Origin of the sequence: uncultured Shewanella sp., from assembly GCF_947497935.1 — a bacterium.
Taxonomy (GTDB): Bacteria; Pseudomonadota; Gammaproteobacteria; order Enterobacterales; family Shewanellaceae; genus Shewanella.
In genome coordinates this window covers 260829-280474 of record NZ_CANMIO010000003.1, presented here as the reverse complement: position 1 = coordinate 280474, position 19646 = coordinate 260829, and the positions used below count along the sequence as shown (strand labels likewise).

General features: G+C 45.3%; 14 protein-coding genes. 8 read left to right on the top strand and 6 right to left on the bottom strand.

The window, feature by feature from the left end; translation table 11 throughout:
* Window positions 1–92: 92 nt before the first annotated feature.
* The 4 genes from phsA to Q1A86_RS05090 all read left to right on the top strand — a co-directional run bounded on the left by phsA (window position 93) and on the right by Q1A86_RS05090 (window position 5971).
* Entirely contained in the window at window positions 93–2369 is a 2277-nt protein-coding gene (gene phsA, locus Q1A86_RS05105; protein WP_299803663.1) for a thiosulfate reductase PhsA, read from the top strand.
* Between the two features lie 12 nt (window positions 2370–2381).
* Window positions 2382–2954, top strand: coding sequence for a 4Fe-4S dicluster domain-containing protein (locus tag Q1A86_RS05100; RefSeq protein ID WP_299803659.1), 573 nt, complete (start codon window positions 2382–2384; stop codon window positions 2952–2954).
* On the top strand, window positions 2951–3898 hold the full coding sequence (gene nrfD / locus Q1A86_RS05095; protein ID WP_299803656.1) for an NrfD/PsrC family molybdoenzyme membrane anchor subunit: 948 nt from the start codon (window positions 2951–2953) through the stop codon (window positions 3896–3898). Before Q1A86_RS05100 ends, nrfD begins: the two co-directional genes overlap by 4 nt.
* Window positions 3899–4165: 267 nt before the next feature.
* Window positions 4166–5971, top strand: a complete 1806-nt coding sequence (locus Q1A86_RS05090) for a DUF3413 domain-containing protein (RefSeq protein ID WP_299803653.1) — start codon at window positions 4166–4168, stop codon at window positions 5969–5971.
* Window positions 5972–6333: 362 nt separating this feature from the next.
* Here Q1A86_RS05090 and Q1A86_RS05085 read toward each other — a convergent pair whose 3' ends face one another.
* The gene (locus Q1A86_RS05085) at window positions 6334–7065 is read right to left on the bottom strand and encodes a DedA family protein (RefSeq protein ID WP_299803650.1); all 732 of its coding nucleotides are present in this window, start codon (window positions 7063–7065) and stop codon (window positions 6334–6336) included.
* Window positions 7066–7495: 430 nt separating this feature from the next.
* Here Q1A86_RS05085 and Q1A86_RS05080 point away from each other — a divergent pair, with 430 nt between their 5' ends.
* Complete coding sequence (locus Q1A86_RS05080) at window positions 7496–7963, top strand: DUF2127 domain-containing protein (RefSeq protein ID WP_299803647.1); 468 nt, start codon at window positions 7496–7498, stop codon at window positions 7961–7963.
* Window positions 7964–8068: 105 nt separating this feature from the next.
* On the opposite strand, the gene Q1A86_RS05075 is transcribed toward Q1A86_RS05080, so the two are convergent.
* A complete protein-coding gene (locus Q1A86_RS05075; protein ID WP_299803644.1) occupies window positions 8069–10486 on the bottom strand; it encodes a PilZ domain-containing protein in 2418 nt (805 codons plus the stop codon).
* A 151-nt stretch (window positions 10487–10637) separates the two neighbouring features.
* On the opposite strand from Q1A86_RS05075, the gene radA reads away from it, so the two are divergent.
* Window positions 10638–12011: a DNA repair protein RadA gene (gene radA, locus Q1A86_RS05070; protein ID WP_299803641.1), complete on the top strand. Its 1374-nt coding sequence runs from the start codon at window positions 10638–10640 to the stop codon at window positions 12009–12011.
* 119 nt (window positions 12012–12130) lie between these two features.
* Here the strand turns inward: radA and Q1A86_RS05065 are convergent, their stop codons facing one another.
* The 3 genes from Q1A86_RS05065 to Q1A86_RS05055 all read right to left on the bottom strand — a co-directional run bounded on the left by Q1A86_RS05065 (window position 12131) and on the right by Q1A86_RS05055 (window position 14602).
* Complete coding sequence (locus Q1A86_RS05065; RefSeq protein WP_299803638.1) at window positions 12131–12517, bottom strand: PilZ domain-containing protein; 387 nt, start codon at window positions 12515–12517, stop codon at window positions 12131–12133.
* Between the two features lie 198 nt (window positions 12518–12715).
* Entirely contained in the window at window positions 12716–13246 is a 531-nt protein-coding gene (locus Q1A86_RS05060; RefSeq protein ID WP_299803635.1) for a YgjV family protein, read from the bottom strand.
* Window positions 13247–13414: 168 nt separating this feature from the next.
* Window positions 13415–14602 carry a BamA/TamA family outer membrane protein gene (locus Q1A86_RS05055; protein WP_299803632.1) on the bottom strand — a complete coding sequence of 396 codons (1188 nt, stop codon included), beginning with the start codon at window positions 14600–14602 and terminating at the stop codon, window positions 13415–13417.
* A 248-nt stretch (window positions 14603–14850) separates the two neighbouring features.
* On the opposite strand from Q1A86_RS05055, the gene Q1A86_RS05050 reads away from it, so the two are divergent.
* Both Q1A86_RS05050 and Q1A86_RS05045 read left to right on the top strand, forming a co-directional pair.
* Window positions 14851–16107, top strand: coding sequence for a DEAD/DEAH box helicase (locus Q1A86_RS05050; protein ID WP_299803629.1), 1257 nt, complete (start codon window positions 14851–14853; stop codon window positions 16105–16107).
* A 347-nt stretch (window positions 16108–16454) separates the two neighbouring features.
* Window positions 16455–17813 carry an NCS2 family permease gene (locus tag Q1A86_RS05045; protein WP_299803627.1) on the top strand — a complete coding sequence of 453 codons (1359 nt, stop codon included), beginning with the start codon at window positions 16455–16457 and terminating at the stop codon, window positions 17811–17813.
* Window positions 17814–17880: 67 nt separating this feature from the next.
* On the opposite strand, the gene Q1A86_RS05040 is transcribed toward Q1A86_RS05045, so the two are convergent.
* A complete protein-coding gene (locus Q1A86_RS05040) occupies window positions 17881–19629 on the bottom strand; it encodes a lysophospholipid acyltransferase family protein (RefSeq protein ID WP_299803625.1) in 1749 nt (582 codons plus the stop codon).
* Window positions 19630–19646: the final 17 nt, after the last annotated feature.

Genomic DNA, 19646 nt, shown 5'->3' with positions numbered 1-19646 from the left:
AAAACCTTAGGAATGAGTTGATTGCAAATAGCGATTAACACAGAGCTTAATTCATTGCTCTGCTAAGGATCATTGTCATTGGGAGATTTAACATGAAACTAGATCGGCGAACCTTCATTAAAGGGGCCGGAGCAGGCACAGCGACTTGCGCTTTAGCAACGCTTCCAGGCTCTTTAGCGGCCCTTGGACATTCTGAGCTGCAAGGTAGCGCAGAGTCTATCGCAAGTATTTGTGAAATGTGCTCCACCCGTTGCCCGATCTCTGCCCGTGTGGTGAATGGCAAGAACGTATCGATTCTTGGTAATAAGAACGCCAAATCATTTGGTGGGGCTGTGTGTGCTCGCGGTGGTGCAGGTCACAGCCAGCTTTATGATAAGCAACGTATTGTTAAGCCCCTTAAGCGTGTTGGCGAGCGTGGTGAAGGCAACTGGCAAGAGATTGAGTGGGAAGAAGCCTACCGAATTATTGCGCAAAACCTAAATAAGATTAAAACTGAGCACGGGGCTGAAACCGTCGCCTTCTCATCAAAGTCAGGCTCTCTGTCTGGTCACTTGTTTCATTTAGCTAAAGCCTTTGGTAGTCCAAATACCTTTACCCACGCGTCTACCTGTCCGGGCAGTTACGTGATTGCGGCTAAAGCCATGTTTGGCGGCAAAATCAAGCGTGACTTAAGCAATTCTAAGTACATCATTAACTTTGGTCATAACCTTTACGAAGGCATTAACATGTCTGAAACCCGAGGTATGATGAATGCACAGATGGAGAAGGGCGCAAAGCTTGTGGTATTTGAACCACGTTTCTCGATTGTGGCGGATAAAGCTGACGAGTGGTACGCGATTAAGCCGGGGACAGATGTTGCGGTTGCACTGGCAATTTGTCATACATTGATTAGCGACGACTTATACGACAAAGCGTTTGTGGCGCAGTATGTGTCGGGTTTTGAAGATTTTGCCAAAGAAGTTAAGGCTTACACACCTGAGTGGGCCGAGTCTGTTAGTGATGTACCTGCTGAAGATATTCGCCGCATTACCCATGAATATGCCGCCGCTGCGCCTCATGCGCTAGTCGATTTTGGTCACCGTTCATCGTTTACCACCGAAGAGTTTGAGATGCGCCGCGCACTCTATGCTGCTAACGTATTGGTGGGCAACATTGAGCGTAAAGGTGGCCTGTACTTTGGCAAGAAAGCCTCAAGCTATAATAAGTTTGCCGGTGATAAGGTTGCGCCAACTTTAGCAAAGCCAGGTGTTGAAGGCATGCCTAAAAGCGATGCTAAGCGCATCGACATGGTCGATGAGCAGTATGCATTGACTTGGTCATCGGGTGGTATTTACCAGACGATTCTTGATTCGACTTTAGATGCCGTTCCATACCAGTTACGTGCCTGGGTAATGAGCCGTACAAACCCAATGCAAACCATGACAGACAGAGCGCGTATTGTTGAGACGATGCAAAAGCTCGATTTTATTGTGGCCTGCGATATCTATATCAGTGAGTCAGCGGCTTATGCCGATATCTTCTTGCCAGAATCCACTTATCTTGAGCGTGACGAAGAGATTGCTGATAAGTCAGGTAAGAATCCTGCTTACTATGTGCGTCAACGCGTGGTCGAAACCATTGGTGACACTAAGCCAAGCTGGCAGATCTGGAAAGAGCTCGCCACAGAGCTAGGCCAAGGTCAGTTTTTCCCATGGGAAAATATGGAAACATTGCAGCTGTTCCAAGTGCAGCGTGATGTGAACTTATTAAGAAGGATCAAAGAGGAAGGTTTTGTTAGCTTCGGTAAGCCGTTAATGTTGCGCGAGCGTGGCATGGTAAGAGACTTTGTAGCAAGCTACCCCAACGCTAAAGCCGTTGATGAAGATGGCACTTATGGCAGCCAGTTAAGCTTTAAAACGCCTTCAGGCAAGATTGAACTTAGCTCAGATAAAGTTGAGAAGATGGCGCCGGGCCGTGGAGTGATCCGTTACCGTGAAGTGACAATGAAAAAAGCCGATGAGCTGTTTTTCATTCAAGGCAAGGTTGCAGTGCACACCAACGCGGGTACGCAAAATGTACCAATGCTGGCTAATTTGATGTCAGATAACGCCCTATGGATCCACCCCATCACTGCAGGCCTTCTGAATATCTCAAGTGGCGATAAGATCCGTATCTACAACGATACCGGCAGTGAAGAGGGTCATGCCTTAGTCACACCGGGTATTCGCCCTGACACCGTATTTGCTTATATGGGCTGCGGCTCAAAGAACAAAGAACTGGCTCGTGCAACCGGTAAAGGCGTGCACTGCGGTAACTTACTTCCTCACGTGACTTCTCCGGTGACAGGTATGAACCTGCACACTACCGGCGTCAAGATTGCCAAGATTTAATCGGAGTTAATTATGACTAAGCGTTATGTTCTCGTACACGATGAAAACAAATGCATTGGCTGTCAGGCTTGTAACGTTGCTTGCCGCAGTGAAAACAATGTACCTGAGTCAGTGACTCGAATTCAGGTGAGAATCGAAGGGCCTTATGGCAACTTCCCCCACCTACATTTTAAGTATAACCGCGTCTCATGTGAGCAATGTGAAAATGCACCATGTGTAAAAGTTTGCCCAACAGGCGCGGCTTACGTCAATGATGACGGTATCGTGTCGATTAACGAGAAGAAGTGTGTTGGTTGCCTTTACTGTGTCGCAGCTTGCCCGTACAAGGTTCGTTTCATTAACCCAGAAACTCGGGTACCAGATAAGTGTGATTTCTGTAAAGAGACGCGTTTAGCTCGCGGTGAAGAGCCTGCATGTGTCACCGTTTGTCCCACTCAAGCATTAGTGTTTGGTGATGCAAACGACATGAACTCTGAAGTACGTAAAGTGTTAGACACTAAACCTCATTACCAACAAAAGGTAAACTTAGGCACAGAGCCTCGGGTCTACCGCATTCCTAGCCGCAAAGGAGGGATCAAAGCATGAACAATATCTGGGGCTCGATGGAACAATACGATCCAGTAGTGTGGAACTGGATCATCGCGGTGTACTTGTTTATGGCTGGTTTGTCAGCGGGTTCTATGCTGGTGGCTATTGGACTTAAATGGTACAAGCAAAGCCGTGGTCAACCGACTGAAGGCTTACCTGTGATTAAAGCGGCGGCGGTAATTGGCCCTGTAGCCATCTGTTTAGGTATGGCGCTGCTGGTACTCGATTTAACTAAGCCATTTGAGTTTTACCATATTCTGCTTAACTATAATCTTACGTCGGTGATGGCATGGGGTGTGATTGCACTGCTTATATATATCCCGTTAGTGTTTGTGTTTGCGGCATTAGTATTTGAAAAACAAGTTCTGCACTACGCACCATGGCTCGCTGGCATACTCAAAGTGTGTCGTCAGTTAGAAAATAGCCTTAATAAGCTGATTTTTGCACTGGGTTTAGGTGTTGGGGTTTATACCGGATTCTTACTATCGGCAATGATAAGCTACCCTATCTTAAACACTGCGGTACTTCCTGCGCTGTTTTTAGCATCGGCCATGTCAGTCGGCTCAGCGGGTAACATCTTGGTCGCGACTCTGTTCTTTAGTAAGAAAGAGTCTGACTGTATTGAGCAAGTGCATCGTATCGAATATCCAGTGGCTTTTAACGAAGCACTTTGTTTGGTACTACTATTTGTGGGACTCAACTTCTCAGGTCCTGCAGCGCAGGCGGCTACGGCGGCGATCACGACGGGCACTTGGGCGAGCGTGTTCTGGATTGGTGTCGTAGGCCTTGGTCTTGTTGTACCGGTGCTGGCCAGTACATTAGCCCCTAAGGCTTGGCGTCACACTAAAGGCTTCTTGATCACGGTTTCTTGTAGCACTATCTTAGGCGTGTTAGCGCTACGACACTTTGTTGTTTATGCAGGCCAAAGCTATATTAGCTAATCGTTAGTTTTTTACTTCAAAGTTTTAATCAAAAATAGCGGCTCTTTTGGGCCGCTATTTTTTCTATTAACTCTTCAACAGTTCCTAACAAAGACTTACTGAGGTGATAACGGACCTTGATATGCTCAATTCATCATGAGTCAAAGTAATTGTGACTTGCGTCACGTATTCGAGGCGAGTGAGTGGGTAAACTTCGCGCTTTTTATGTCTCCCGTTATGGTAATGGGGACGAGCAGGAACGTGAACATGTTACCTTTGCGCGCACGAATGAAATCTCACACTGTGCTAACACTAATAAATGCATTGATATTTATTATCTTATCTGTGAGTTACTTGGATTACCTTCCCGCTAACTTAACCTCTCTAGATTGGGGTTATATTATCCTTGCTACGGCTGGGCAGATGGGGTTACTCGCTGGGTTAGTTGGCCTAGTTAGTTTACCGCTTAGTTTGATTAAACCGATTCTGCTTAGGCTAGTCTTAACATCGATTATTTTTACTGTAGCGTTGATAACCTTATATGGGGATACTCAGGTTTTTGCCCAGTATCGCTTTCATATTCAACCAGTACTGGTTGAAATGATCTTCTCCGGTGGCATCGTCGAATTCTCGATGGAAAATTACCTGTTTGGCGCATCGTTGATCGTGCTGACATTCGCGCTGCAATGTGGGATTTATTGGCTCGTATTAACTAGAGGTTGTGACCGCTTTAAACCGGTATTGCGGTATATCACTTACCTTCTTTTCTTATGTATGCTCGCCACACATGCCGTGCATATTTGGGCGAGTGCTAATGCCGTGAATTCGATTACCAACTTTAGTCGTTTCTTACCGCTGTTTTACCCAGCGACAGCCAACAGATTGATGTTGAAATATGGTTTTGTTAATGAAGCTGAATTGGCTCAGCAAAATAAATTAAAAATCGATAATAGTAGTAACTTATCTTATCCGTTAACGCCGATAAGTTATCAGCAGATCACACCTACTAACGTCCTATTTATTGTGATTGACTCTTGGCGTCACGATAGTTTTAGTGCCGAAGTGACCCCAAATATTTGGCAATATGCCCAAGATGGTCAGGTTTTTAAGCAGCATTACTCTACAGGTAATGCCACCCGCGCGGGAATATTTGGTCTATTTTATGGCTTACCAGCAACCTATTGGCATAGTTTTTATCGCAATCGCGAATCGCCGGTGATAATGGATAGAATGCAGCAGCTGGATTATCAACTAGGGATCTTTTCTTCTGCACACCTTTTAAAACCTGAATTTGATGAAACGGTTTTTGTTCATGTGCCTGATTTAAGAGTGCGCTCAAAAGGTGAGACCAAGGCAAGTCGAGATATTGAGATCACTCAAGAGTGGCTCGAATGGGATAAACATAAAGATCCTACCCGCCCAGCGTTCTCATTTTTATTTTATGACTCTCCCCATGGATATGATTTTCCCGATGATTACCCGAATAAATTCGAGCCACAAGCATCTCGAATGGATTACTTAAACATCAATAATGATACCGATAGGCTGCCTATCCTTAACCGCTATAACACCAGCGTGAATTTTAACGATTCGTTGATAGGTAAAGTCCTCACTCAGCTTAAAGAGTCGGGAGAGTTGGCCAATACTTTAGTGGTGATTACTGGAGACCATGGTCAAGAAATTAACGATAACAAGCTAAATTTTTGGGGCCACAATGGTAATTTTACCGACCCTCAGATAAAAGTGCCTTTTATTATGTTAGGTGCAGATCTTAAGCCGGGAGTGAATCAATACTTTACTGATCATATGGACTTAGTTCCAACGCTGATGCAAAACTACTTAGGTGCGACTGGACCTGTAGAAAACTATAGCGCAGGGTATAACTTGTTTGAGCGATATATTGATAGAAGAAAGTGGCTCATTCTTGCAAGTTACAGCGATTATGCCTTAGTTAATGAAAGTAGCATTTTGCATGTGTCAGGCACTCAAGGTGGTTATCAGTATTTGGATAGACATAATCGCCCTAAAGAAGGTAAGCCTGATTTTCAGCAGCTAAACCAAGCTTATGAGTTGATGAGACGTTACCTAGAGTAATGTTCTGGTGTCGAACTTCTTGGACGCGTAATGAAATAGCTGGGTGAATTGGATTTAGTGTCTAGTCTGGAACAAAAAAACCGTGTGGCTTATGTCTCACGGTTTTTTTGTGTCTCATTGCTCGGTGGGGCTTAATCTGCAGTGGCTTAGATATACGGCTTAGATATACGGCTTAGATATTAATTGCTATGACTTTCGCTTTAGTCCTGAGTACGGCTTAAGGAAGTAGAGATAGATAGGGCTAACAAGTCTAGGTTGCAATGACACTGGGAATTAGGTGGTATTCAATAATTGAAGGCACAGCGTGTCATAACAGGCGAGGTTCAAGCGGGTCCTGTCAGAGACAGGACCCTAAAAGCATGTTACTTAGCGGTTTTCTTTAGCGGCGTAACTGGCTTGGCAAGAACGGTTTCTTGTATAAGCTCTGCGACAGGTAATTTTTTCATCCGTCTTCTTTTAATGATAAAACGGCTCAGTAGACTAACAATGGCGATAGCCAGTGTCACGAATGGGGCAATGATTAACGCCATAGTGACAACGCGAGCGACGTTCTCTGGTAGGTAGGACAGTGAGTAACCAAAGCCGAGTAAAAGTGCACACCAAATCGCAGCACTTAACCAAGCGAAATAATGAAAGTTTGACACTTTCTTTATGTGCAATCCCATCATTAGTGGCAATAGAGGGCGTACAACAGGAATAAAACGCGCTGTAAAAAGGGCTAATAAGCCATGTTTATTAAGTAAGTTATCGACCGTCTTCATACGGTTTTCAGGTACGGCATCTATCCAGCGTTGGATCTTAGGCAACTTGTGTAGCCATCTGCCTTGTATAAATGCCAGCCAACTCCCTGTTGCACCAGCAACGACTAAAGCGGCAAATACTATAGGAAAACTGATAATTCCCGCTGCGGCTAAGCTACCAGAGAGGATTACGACGCTATCACAAGGCATGGGAGCTGCAGGAAGAAGTGCACTTTCTAGCCAAATTAAGGTGAAAACGCAAATGTAAATCATGGTTGCGCTGCCAGGGCTTTGCAGTAAAGCGAAGTCTTGTTGCCATAGGGCTGTTATGACTGAGACAAATGAATCTAGCATTGTTGGTGTTCCTAAAGGGGCATAGTACTCAAGGTAAATGCTTAATGTTGCAGAGACTTGAGATAGTTGCTACTCGTGGTGTTATCAGTGACAAAAGAGACTCTAAACACCTCCGATTTATGGACATAAATCGCCTTAGTTAGCACTATACCTCAGGAGTTAACGTGGCTAATTAACTATTCTCTTTCATTAATAAAAATACATCTTGGGTTAATCGTTAATTAATGAGTGGCTGATTATTGGTCACTTTCATGGGTGGGATTAGCTATCTTTAGTAGCTTAGCATGGTGACTGTCGTAAAGAAGACTGTGCATCATTAAAGGTAATTAATCCGGCACTCAAGCACAGCAAAAAGGCGTAACATTAGAAGCAGGTATTATTTATTCGCATTCATCGCTAGAGAGCGGCATCACGAGGCCTAAAGGATCCTATGTCATCAGCTAAAAACGGCTTAAAAGCCATCGCACTGTTAGAGGCCACGAAAGGTGTAATATCGGTATTAGTTGTCTTTGGGCTGCATAAACTCGCTGGGCAGGATATTCAGCTGGTGGTAGAAGAGTTGCTTAGGCACTCCCACTTAAATCCAGCTAATCATTTGGTTCAGGAAGTGATCACACAGGCTGGTAAAGTGACACCTGCCAACATTACACTGGTGATAGCTGGGGCCTTACTCTATGCGGGTGTTCGCTTTATCGAAGCCTATGGTCTTTGGCATAGTCTAGTGTGGACTGAGTGGTTCGCTTTATTGAGTGGTGGGATTTACCTGCCTTTTGAGGCTTATGAATTATTCACTAAACCTAATTTAGTCACCGTTGCTGTGTTAATCATTAACTTAGTGGTCGTAGGCTATATGTACAGCGTCATTCAGCATAAGCAGGACGCTAAGCCTAAAGAATAGGAGCTGGGGCCGCCTTTCCATCATGTAGTCAAAGTCGTAGTGGCCACAGCGACTCAGTCTTTTACAGACGAGGGCGTCCTATACTGATAAGTATTAGAGGGATAATTAATGGTAAAGCTCTGGAAAGCGTAGTGTCACCTCTTGGGTTACATCCAGAAACTCGCCCACACCAATAATATTCCAAAGTTGCTCTTCTAGCTTCTTACCTTTATGGGGGGAGTGAATATTGATGTATTCCCGTTCTCGGCGAATGTAATTTAAGTCAGGTTTACCTGTGGCACCGCGATATACCCTTAACGCCATAAACTCACCAAGCCCCTGACTGCGCTGAATAAAGCTAAGTTGTTGTGCGCGCTCAGAGAGGTCACAATCACTGATGCAGCGCACTTTTATCTGCCCCTGGGACATTCGGGAGATCTGCACGAATATTTCAAAATAAGATAAGCCATTTTGTGGCTTCATGGAGCGAATTGGTGTGATGAAGTCTCGCTTTAACTTACCGCCGTCAAGTAAAGGAGCTAGGTTGTAAGCTAATGTATTATCGCTTTGAGAGGCGAAGATGTTGGCAATATGATTTTGCTCGGTGCCAATACCTAAGGTCGATATATAAGCCGACTTTATTGTGCGCTCTAAATAGTAGGGGACGGAAGCCAGTTTTCGCATGGCAATATTTTTCATGCCATCGGCGAGCTCTTTGACGTTATGGTTATTTTCGGTAAGCTTCTCAAGTTTATCACGATTATGTTCAATCAATCGATTTAAAAACTCGACGCCGACATGAGGCGTGTGACCAACCAGCGCGGTGAGGTGTAAGGTGATGCCATTTTTACGGGTACGGATCAATCGGTAAGGCAATGACGCTAATGAGGTTTTACCTGCAAGAGACTGTAGTTTAGGGAAGCTGATTAAAATGGGGTCGGCTTCATTGAAACTCACAGGTGTTGTGAGACTAAGTTTCAATCCGCGACTTGAAATATCATCTGTGTTTGCGGCTACGCTGAGCTTACCTTGGCTAAGCATTACAGCTGTTTTAAAGGCAAAGCGGGATTCATTGCGGCGTTCGCTAAACTGCAGCGAGATAAGCTTTATACCGTGTTGAGAGACCTTCTTTTGGCCAAATATTTTTAACTCGTTAACACTGGCTTGATTCTCTGCATCTCGGTTTATTTGAGCCCAACTTTGATATAGCTCACCAGCCTTAATAGGGGTCATATCGATGAGCTGTAGTATATGGCTAAAAGCGCTTAATTGGGTTTCTGTCAGTGCGGAGTAACGGCCTTCATCTCCGGGCAAAATACTGGCTTTATAGGATTGTTGATGGTCGACAACTTGCTTCGCAACCTTAAATACTTTAAAGCTAGGCTTAGTGGCACCAAAGCTTAAAAATAGCGCTAACAGATCGCGAGAATTTAGTTCCGCTAAGCTTGCTGAATAAAAGAATTTTGCCCCTTGGGCTGTGAAGGTGAAGCAGAAGAACTGACAGTGTTGGTTATCATCTTCTGACTCTATAATGCGTTTCAGTCTAACAGGGGTGAGAAAGCTGCTTAGCTGACAAATATTATCTTCATCTTTGAAATACTCACTAATAGCTTGGTTATCGCGACTGAGTAGTTTATGGCTGATGATGAGCTGCTGGTCATCATTCGCGTCTGAATTCGTTTTCGTCTCAATAAATAGTGGTAGATGTGGTAAGTGGGGCAGGTAATGGCGTTCAAACCCCAGTCCTTTTGTCGTGACTAGCACATCATTGACATCGACCTTATAGCGAAACTTATAACCTCGGATCAATTGCTCTAGCATCTGTGACAGTGCTTCACTGCCAGAAGTCCGCTTTAATCTAAGCCAGCAATACTCATGATTTTGTTCGGTATCGACAATTTGATAGTCGATACCTTGCTGCAGGTCTTGATGATAATACTCTTCACCAAGCTCCAACAGCTTGATGCAAATAGGCGTGTTGGATTGTAGGCCATGTTTAGCAGGGATCCGGATCCTTGCGCCGCCCACTGAGAGATCGACGGTGATCCCGTTAAAACTAAGATGCCCTTGGGTGACATTGATACGCATGCTGTAATTCATCCGCTCTTCGCAGCGGGCGAAGTAGCTCCCTAATACTACAGCTTTGGCAACAAACGGCGAGGTGTCGCTGACAACTTCAGTCTGGCTAGACTCGCGCAGCTTCAAAATACGATGCTTGTGCGCTTCTATTACTTGCTCATAAACACCTAAGGTATACTCGTCGCGATAAAGTGCGAGAGCCTCTAAAAACCTTTCTTTGGCGGGCGCGTCCAGATAATGTTGCTGACCGGCAAAAATAAACTCCTCACAGTCGAGCTCGGTTTTATTGCGCAGATCGATGAGCCTAGTGCAGGCTGAGGCCAGTCTATTGAGTTCCATCTTGAGCAAAAAGCGCGTTGAATTGGTTTCATCAGCGGTAAGCTGATCGAACAGTTCCGGAAATTCAGGTTCCATTAACAGGGGTTTTAACTGTTCAACGAGGGCTTTATGCAATTGTAACGTCATTAATCACTTCTTTTGGGATGCTAAATAGAGCAATGGCTGATAGGCTCAGGACAAATATTCAGGGGGAATTAATATCGATCCCTTCTATCTTAAATAAGTATCGGCCAATATTGGCATTACTTTACCGATTTTATACGATTTAGAAAGAACTATGGCAAAGAATAAAACAGCTTATGTATGTAATGAGTGTGGTCAAGATTTTCCTCGATGGCAGGGGCAGTGTAGTGCCTGTCAGGAGTGGAATACTATCAGTGAACTGAAGATTTCAGCGCTGAAACCTGCGCGCTCTTCTGTCTCTGGCTACGCAGGCTCTGTGGGCGGTGGTTCAAAGAAACTAACCGAGATTGAAGAGTTTGAAGCGCAAAAGATGCTGACGGGCATTGGCGAGCTAGACCGAGTGCTTTGTGGTGGATTGACCACAGGTTCGGTAAACATCATCTCTGGCGATCCTGGTGCGGGTAAGACCACGATTTTATCGGATCTTGTGTCTCGTATGTCGCAGTTAATGCCATCGCTTTACTGTACCGCTGAAGAATCACTGTCGCAGTTTAAAAACCGAGTTAACCGTCTAAAGCTAGATTGCAATGAAGATAACTTATTCCTGATGGCCGAAACCAGTGTTGAGGCAATTATTGCAGAGCTTGAAGAGAAGAAGATTAAGTTTGCAGTTATTGACTCTATTCAGGCGGTCGTAACCGATTTAGCTAATGGTAGCCCAGGCTCACCTTCACAGGTAAAGGGGAGCGCTCAGGCACTCACTCAGTATTGTAAGCAAAATAACGTCACCATGTTTTTAGTGGCTCACGTTAACAAGAATAATGAGACTGCAGGGCCGCAAACCCTAATTCACATCGTCGACTGTTTAACTCATATCGAGTGTAATGACGGCCAGGTGCGTACCCTCAGGGCGAACAAGAACCGTTTTGGCGATGTCGATACCGTGGGCATATTCAAGATGACCGAACGTGGCATGATCAGTGTCGATAATCCGAGTGAGATCTTTTTATCGGGATCCACCACTGAGTCACCGGGGGCGGCGATTACCTGTATCCGTAAGGGCAATCGTAACTTACTACTCGAGATCCAGTGTTTAACCACTGAAACCGAGGCTGAGTTCCCTCAGCGTGTTTGTGTTGGGTTAAACATGAACCGAATCAAAATGCTGACGGGTATTTTACGTAAGCACACTAAGACGAAAATCTTCCACGACACCTATTTTAACCTAGTCGGTGGCCTTAAGATTGATGAGTCTGAAACCTGCATCGACTTAGCACTAGTGACTGCGCTGCTAAGCAGTTTGAATGATTTTGTAGTGCCAAGAACCACTTGCATCATGGGAGAGTTAAGCTTAAATGGTGACGTTCGCCCAATCGATAGTGGTGTTCCGCGAGTCAGGGAGGCGATTCAACACGGCTTCACGGAGATTTTTATTCCATTTCGTAATTACCATAAGTCAATGGAAGGCGCAGGCGCGAAGATCATCCCTGTGAAGACGATTCATGAGTTGCTTGAGTTGATAAATTAATGTCAATTTCATCAATCAATAATAAATAGATAGTTGACCCAAAAGCATGCTTAAACGCCGCAATATTGCGGCGTTTTTACTGAAAGCTTGGGATTGTTGTAGGCGAGAGGCTTGGACTCCTATCCGATATTCGTGCGCTTTTGCTCGAATAGCCGCTCCAATTCCCTATCGAGTAAACTCGCATCACCTAAGTTAAGCTCTAGCAGTCTGCGTAGATGACTAATGCTCTCAACATCAATGTGTTGGCAGGCTAAGCCAAGCTGCTGATTTTCTCTGTGCACAAGTTTGGTCTGCATCACGACTCTGAATTCAGGCTCTTGCAGGCTAAATTCCAGTGTCAGTTCTGTGTCGTTAAAGTTAAAGTCTCGGGGGAGCTCAACCAAGGCGCCGTTAAGGCTGATATCCAGTAGTTTAGTTGGCCAGCGATTTTCATGCTGGCTATCGCGACTGATCAACTTGGCATCGGTTGCAAAGATTAACCGCGAAAATAATCGCCTATCATCCATATCGTTCCTTGAAATCCTACAGAGTGTAGATTGCTTTGCTGGTATCATAATCTTAGCGCAATCCTAGCTAATACTAATAGCAACAATGAATATCAATCGCGAATATCGCAAGCTACCACCCGTTTCTAATATCAGCAGTGATTAACCACCTTTAAGTTTTAGCCACAAGGCGGGGGACTCGATAGCAGACGCTAAGCCTTAAGCGGCTTGTTCAGTGGCGTACTCCGCTTGCTTTTGCGGCCATAAACTCTGTGCCAAGATAACCAGTGTCACTAGTTGATATAAGATCCCTGACCAAGAAGATAAATAGACAGAAAGTGTTAAGTTGAGCATATTACTTATCATCATGGCTGAACGTAACTGAGCGCCCTTCAAGTGAAATAGCGCAAAACTCATCAGTACTGCACTAGCGATAGCACACCATTCACTCCAATGCTCGGCCCACACTAATCCCTGTAGAACTGCAATACTTGAAAACACTAGCGGTAGGAGCATTCGGCAGGCGCTTTTGCGACAGGTAGCGAAGCGGACTGCATTAAGAAGTTGATTGAACATGCCTAAGGTGCTGCCCAGTAGACCTAAATGGATAGCAGTGAGACCGGAGGCTAGGAGGTTGCCTGATAGTAATTGCTGATCATTTTTCTGATAGTTAGCCCACCAACCTATGGTCATTGAGATAAAGCCTAAGGCTTGAGCCCATAATAAAGCTTGATGTGATAATTCGAACACGAAACGGCAAAACCTAATAGACACGAAAAACGGATGGCTATTGTCGTTTTTTTGCTCAAGCAAACTGTGATCTTGAGCAGCTTACTCGGTTTTAACTATTCGGTTTTATGTCGAGTTGTGAGCCGGATCGCTAAATATCAATCATTACTAAATTAGCTTGGGTGGTAACTAGAATCCGCTTCCTACATTGATATACAAAGCCGCGTCTTCTGGTCCCCGCGCCACATCGACTCCCATATGTAAGCCATAACGTCTAGCTATGGTGTACCTAAAGCCAGCACCATAGGCATTTTGCAACTCTCCATCCCACATATCACTCGAGCTTTTACCCGCTAAGCCGCTTCCAGCGAATGAGAGCAACATCCAGCGAGGGTTAAGCTTCCACATTATTTGAACTTCAGCTGAGCCGACATTTTGTCCCTGATAACGATTTTTAGGTATGCCGCGCAGATCGATAAATGGGTAAGTGAAAATAGGCAGGCGGCCGTCACTCTCGATGGTTTGGTAATGCAGTTTTACGCCTAAGGTGAGACGGCTTGAGAGTGGCCAATAGTTTAAGCCTTTAACGTTGAGGGTTTGGTAGTTGTAGTCACTACCGATATCTTTGCTAAACCAATCATACTCAAGTAGATAGTTGTAGCCGCTGGTGGGGAGAAAGAAGTTATTCAAGCTGTCATATTCGGCGATAGCGCCAATAGAGGAGACCCTAGGTGTGGTATCTATGATATCCGCTAGCCTGTCTAGAAGCTCAGGCGGAATATTGTCAAACTCACGGCGACTGCTTAAATCTAGGCTGAGATATTTTTGTGAGACGCCAAGAAACAGTGGGCTTGAGTTGATACGGTATTGTAGCTTTTGAATAATACCGAAACCTTGCATATTCATATCTAACGACAAGCCTTGGGCAAAGTCTCGTTGGCTGTAAAAGCTCATATTGATGTCGCCGTAACCGCCTCCAACAAGGTAACGCACGCTATCTTGCGCCCAGGTTTGCCTGTGACCCGCAAATGCCATCTTAGTGCCGTTATCCGTAGCCCCTACACCGACAACCGAAATCCCCGGAGTTAATAGCTGCGCGCCGCCATCGATTGAGTGAGTGGCAAGCTCTTTACGTGCTTGTTGCTGCTCGGCACTTTCGTGTAGAAACATCCCCATAACGGCAATGCCGTTTCCCACAGAAGGTTCGGTGATAATGGTGGGAACGGGTAAAAAGCCATAGGCGTTTTCGGCAAGGTATTGGCCCGCGTCAAAGTAGCCATCGATAGGGTCGAAAAAATCTACTGCAGCGATAGCATTAAAGGCCATTGGGCTTATGATGGCAGCGAGGAAAGTGCTGGCTATTTTACTGAGGTTCATAGTCTTTTTCGTATTATCATCCGTGAGTGAACAGTATACGCAAAAGAGTGAAAAACATTCAAATAGCAGAAGAATGGAAATACATTGATAGCGATTGTTATAAAAAGGGAACACTTGACATAGAAGGGAGCTGCAAATGGGCTCTAAAATTAGTAGGCGAGCAGATAGTTGAGCTTATTTAACCCAGAGTTCTGTTAAACTCCCCTTTAGTTTAGATTGTGATTCTTGGATCAAGTTAAGGAATGTCAGTGTCATTTTCATTACTCCCCTTAGGTGACAAACTTCAACGCGTGCTCGCGCAAAAAGGCTACCAACAACCAACGGCCATTCAAGCCGAGGCGATCCCGGCTATTTTAAGCGGCCAAGATATCATGGCGAGCGCGCAAACTGGGACGGGCAAAACAGCGGCATTTACCTTGCCACTACTGCAACGCTTGCTTGATAAAAGCGCAGAAGAGCCTTTAGCAAACCGACAGCCTTTAGCGAACCGACAGCCGACGGCGCTTATCTTAGTGCCAACGCGAGAGTTGGCTGTGCAAGTGAACGCCAATGTTAGCCAGTATGCAGCTAATACCGATATCGCTAGCGTGGTAATTTATGGTGGCGTAAGTATCGATGCTCAGGCGACAAAATTAGCAGCTGCTTGTGACATAGTCGTCGCGACGCCGGGTCGCTTACTGGATCATCTTCGTCGAGGCTCGTTAAATCTTTCGAGTATTGATTACTTAGTATTTGATGAAGCAGACCGCATGTTAGACATGGGCTTTATGGATGAAATTAGCGCCATCTTAAAACAGTTGCCAGCTAAGCGTCAGACCTTGTTATTTTCGGCTACTTTTAGCACGGCAATTTATGACTTAAGTAAGAAGCTATTAAATAAACCTGTGCGAATTGAAGTCGATAAGGCTAATAGCGCCGCCGATAGCGTCGAGCAGATAGTGTATGCCGTCGATAGTGACCGTAAGACCGATTTGATTTGTCATCTGATTAACAAGTATGACTGGCATCAGGTGCTTATTTTTAGCCGCAAAAAGCAGACTGCCGACAATATTGCCCTGAAAATGTTGGCAACGGGTATTGAGACTAAGGCGTTTCATGGAGACTTAGGCCAAGGCGCTCGTGAGCAGGTGCTTAATGACTTTAAGCTAGGAAAAATTAAAGCGCTGGTGGCTACCGATGTCGCTGCGAGGGGGCTAGACATTGTTGAACTTAAATATGTGGTCAACTATGAGATCCCTTTTATTGCCGAAGATTATATACACCGTATTGGTCGAACAGGCCGAGCTGGTAGTGTTGGTAAAGCGGTAACGCTTTATAGCGAAGATGATGCCTTGCTGCTTGAAGAGGTTGAAACCGTATTAGATAAACGCTTGGCGCCGCAGTGGCTGCCAGGTTTTGAGCCAGACTTAACTAAGAGTGAGCCGGTTAGTCGAAAAAATAGTAAATCAGCTGAGCGTCAAAGAGCCAAGAAACGCGCCTTGGGTGGCAGTAAACGTCGACGTTAAGTTTAAGTTTCACCATATAAAGGCAGTACTTATGTGCTGCTTTTTTATATCCCACCCTCATCAAGATGAATTATTCCGTATTAGCATTTTTTTTGTTGATTCTTGTCAAAAATATCACTCGCTAGCTATTGCCGCGCTTTAGATTACTGTAAACTCCGCGCCAACAAAGGCTGTGTTGGTAAGAGTAAATTTTACCAGGCATTTTGTCCGCAGGTCACCGGTGTCTTTCTTGGCATAAGTGGATCTCTCACCCGATATTTTAGTCGGGGCTCTACCTGCCATAGCCTAGTCGCCAACTGAACCCAGTTGGTTTGCCTAATATTTAAGAGATCAAAAGGTTAACTACTATGAAGTCTGAACAGACTCTGCCAAACTCTGCTACTCCTAGCGACTCTATTCTGGATCGTTACTTCAATATTTCAGCTCGTGGAAGCACCCTAAGACGCGAAGTGATCGCGGGTTTTACTACGTTTCTAGCCATGGTGTATTCGGTGATTGTCGTACCGAATATGTTAGGCGCGGCCGGGTTTGATACCGGTGCAGTATTTATTGCTACCTGTTTAATCGCGGCCTTTGGCTCGCTACTGATGGGCTTATGGGCTAATTTGCCGATGGCAATTGGTTGCGCAATTTCACTTACCGCTTTCACCGCATTTAGCATGGTACTGGGCCAAGGGATCTCAATTCCTGTGACGCTAGGCGCTATCTTCTTAATGGGTATCGTATTTACGCTAGTGAGTGTTACTGGCGTGCGCCAATGGGTACTGACTAACTTACCAAAAGGTATTGCTCACGGTACAGGTATTGGTATCGGTTTGTTCTTACTGTTAATTGCCACGAACAGTGTGCAGCTGATTGTGGCCAACGAAACAGGCCTGCCTGTCGCACTAGGCGATATTCATAGCCTACCTGTGATTGCAACGATTATTGGCCTTGCAGCCACTATCGGTCTTGAGCGCCGTGGTATGCCTGGTGGGATCCTAGTGGTGATCATCGCGCTATCAGTATTTGGTTTAGTATTTGATCCAGCCGTTAAGTTTCAAGGCTTTTTCGCACTGCCTGACCTGATGTCTGATAAGTCACTTATCGGCCAGCTCGACATCATGGGCGCATTGAACCCTGTAGTTATGCCTATCGTATTGGCATTGGTGATGACGGCAATTTTCGATGCAACAGGCACCATTCGCGCCGTTGCGGGTCAAGCGGACTTGCTTGATAAGAAAGACAATATTATCGATGGTGGTAAGGCGCTAACTTCAGACTCTGTGAGCAGCATTTTTGCTGGCGCAGTAGGCGGCGCACCAGCAGCTGTTTATATTGAGTCGGCAGCGGGTACAGCGGCGGGTGGTAAAACAGGTCTAACGGCTACAATCGTTGGTGTGCTGTTCTTGCTAATGATGTTCCTTGCACCACTTAGCTACCTAGTTCCAGCATATGCGACAGCCCCTGCGTTGATGTATGTGGGTCTGTTGATGCTCAGTAATGTGACTAAGCTTGATTTTGACGATAAAGTCGATGCCATGGCAGGCTTAACCTGTGCGGTGTTTATTATCTTAAGCTGTAACATCGTGACCGGCATTTTATTAGGCTTTGTTACCTTGGTCATTGGCCGCTTATGTAGCGGTGAATGGCGCAAACTTAAGCCAGGTGTGCTTGCGATTACCTTAGGTTTAGTGGTGTTCTACATGGGCGGTTGGGCGATTTAATCCCCATCGTTACTTAAAAAGCCAGTCCTAAGAGACTGGCTTTTTGTTATTTAGGCATTGGGTTTAGTTACGCTATTTCACCGCCAAGTTGTAGCTCTGGCAAATGGCAATCTAGGTAGCGGCTACGCTTCTTGGGTTTGAGTTTGTGAGTGTCCACTAACACTAAGCCGTCAATGCAATCGCCAAATTCTACATCTATTCCAAAATCGAGGAATTTAACCCCACCTGCAGTGCAGAGTTCGCCATATTGCTTATACAGCGTAGGAACCGCGCTGCCCATACTCGCCATGGTTTGCTTGAGTTGTTTAAAGCCCACACTATAATCTAACTCTCCATAATCTTGGTCGAGCTCAGCTTCTCGGCTTTGGCTAAAGCTATATGGGCTGTAGGAGTGAGCGAGTGTTTGCTCACAGGCAAATTGGGTTTTATAAAAGTGGATTAACCTCTCTTTTGCTTGTTCAGGTATGCTGTCGCTCAATGACACTGGCCCAAATAGATAGCGATATTGTGGGTTGCGAACCAATAATGCACCTATGCCAAACCAAAGATAATCTAAGCTACGTTTGCCCCAATACTTAGGTTGAACAAAGCTGCGTCCAAGTTCTAGTCCTTGCTCGAAATAGGGGCTAAAATCTTCGTGATAGTCAAATAGCGACTGGCTGTATAGCGCATCTTTACCGTGCATTTTGTGCACCTCTCTCGCTCCAGCAAAGCGGTAAGAACCAACGATTTCTAACACTTCAGGGTCCCATAGCACTAAGTGCTGATAGTAGGCATCATATTTATCTGTGTCACGGCGATTGCCACTGCCTTCACCAACGGCTCGAAAGGCTATTTCTCGCAAACGTCCTATCTCGCGCATGATAGGGTTGCTGTCTTTGTGCTGGTATAGGTAGATTTTTTTGTTGTCTTGGGTTTCACCGAGTAATTCACATTGATGTAATGCGGCCTGTAGCTCACAGCGGGGCTCTGGATGAGCGATGGCGCTTTGAGTGTTAAATAGTGGACTGCGGTTTTTGCCTATACGATAGAGGTGGTTTTTCAGTAGCTTCACTTTCACTTTCAGGGAGAAGTCATTGCTCATAACCACTTCTTTAGGGATCAGTTCGCCAATACGTATTGGCATGGTGTTCTTGGCTTGTTTAAACATCTCTTTGACCAAAAGCAGGCTAGCAAGCGGCTTGTAGATCATAGAGGCACCGTAAAATGTGGCCGAGTTTTTGGCATCGGCAAACATAGGCAATAACGGCGCGTGGCTCGCCTTGGCTATTTTTACGAAACCAGAGTGCCAATGTAAGTCGACGACACCCTGGGGACGTAATCGTGAGACCTCTCCCGAGGGAAAGATTAATACCGCCCCCTCACTTTTAAGGTGTTGATGGATATTATCTAAGTGCTGTTTGGGCGTACCACCTGTCATGTTACGCACAGGAAGCAGTACAGAATGCATTGGCTCTAGTGCCATTAATAGCTCATTGGCAACCACTTTAATATCGGGTCTGATCTTGCTGATGAGCTTTATCATGGCAAGAGCATCGAGTGAGCCGATAGGGTGGTTGGCGTAGATCACCACTCGACCCTCAATGGGGATGTTCTCGACTTCACTGCTGGGGACCGAGTAGTTAAAGTTAAAGCTAGTTAATAGCTGCTCAACAAAATCTATGCCTTTTAAATAGGAAAACTGGCTGGCGATATCGTTACAGGCTTTCTCGTTTAATAAGTATCGCAGCATGGCTTTAGTGGGGGTTGATAGCCAAGGAGTTTGATTGATCTTAGGAAGATTTTTCTCTACTACATTATCGATGGTAAATATCATGAGTTCACCTGGTTTAC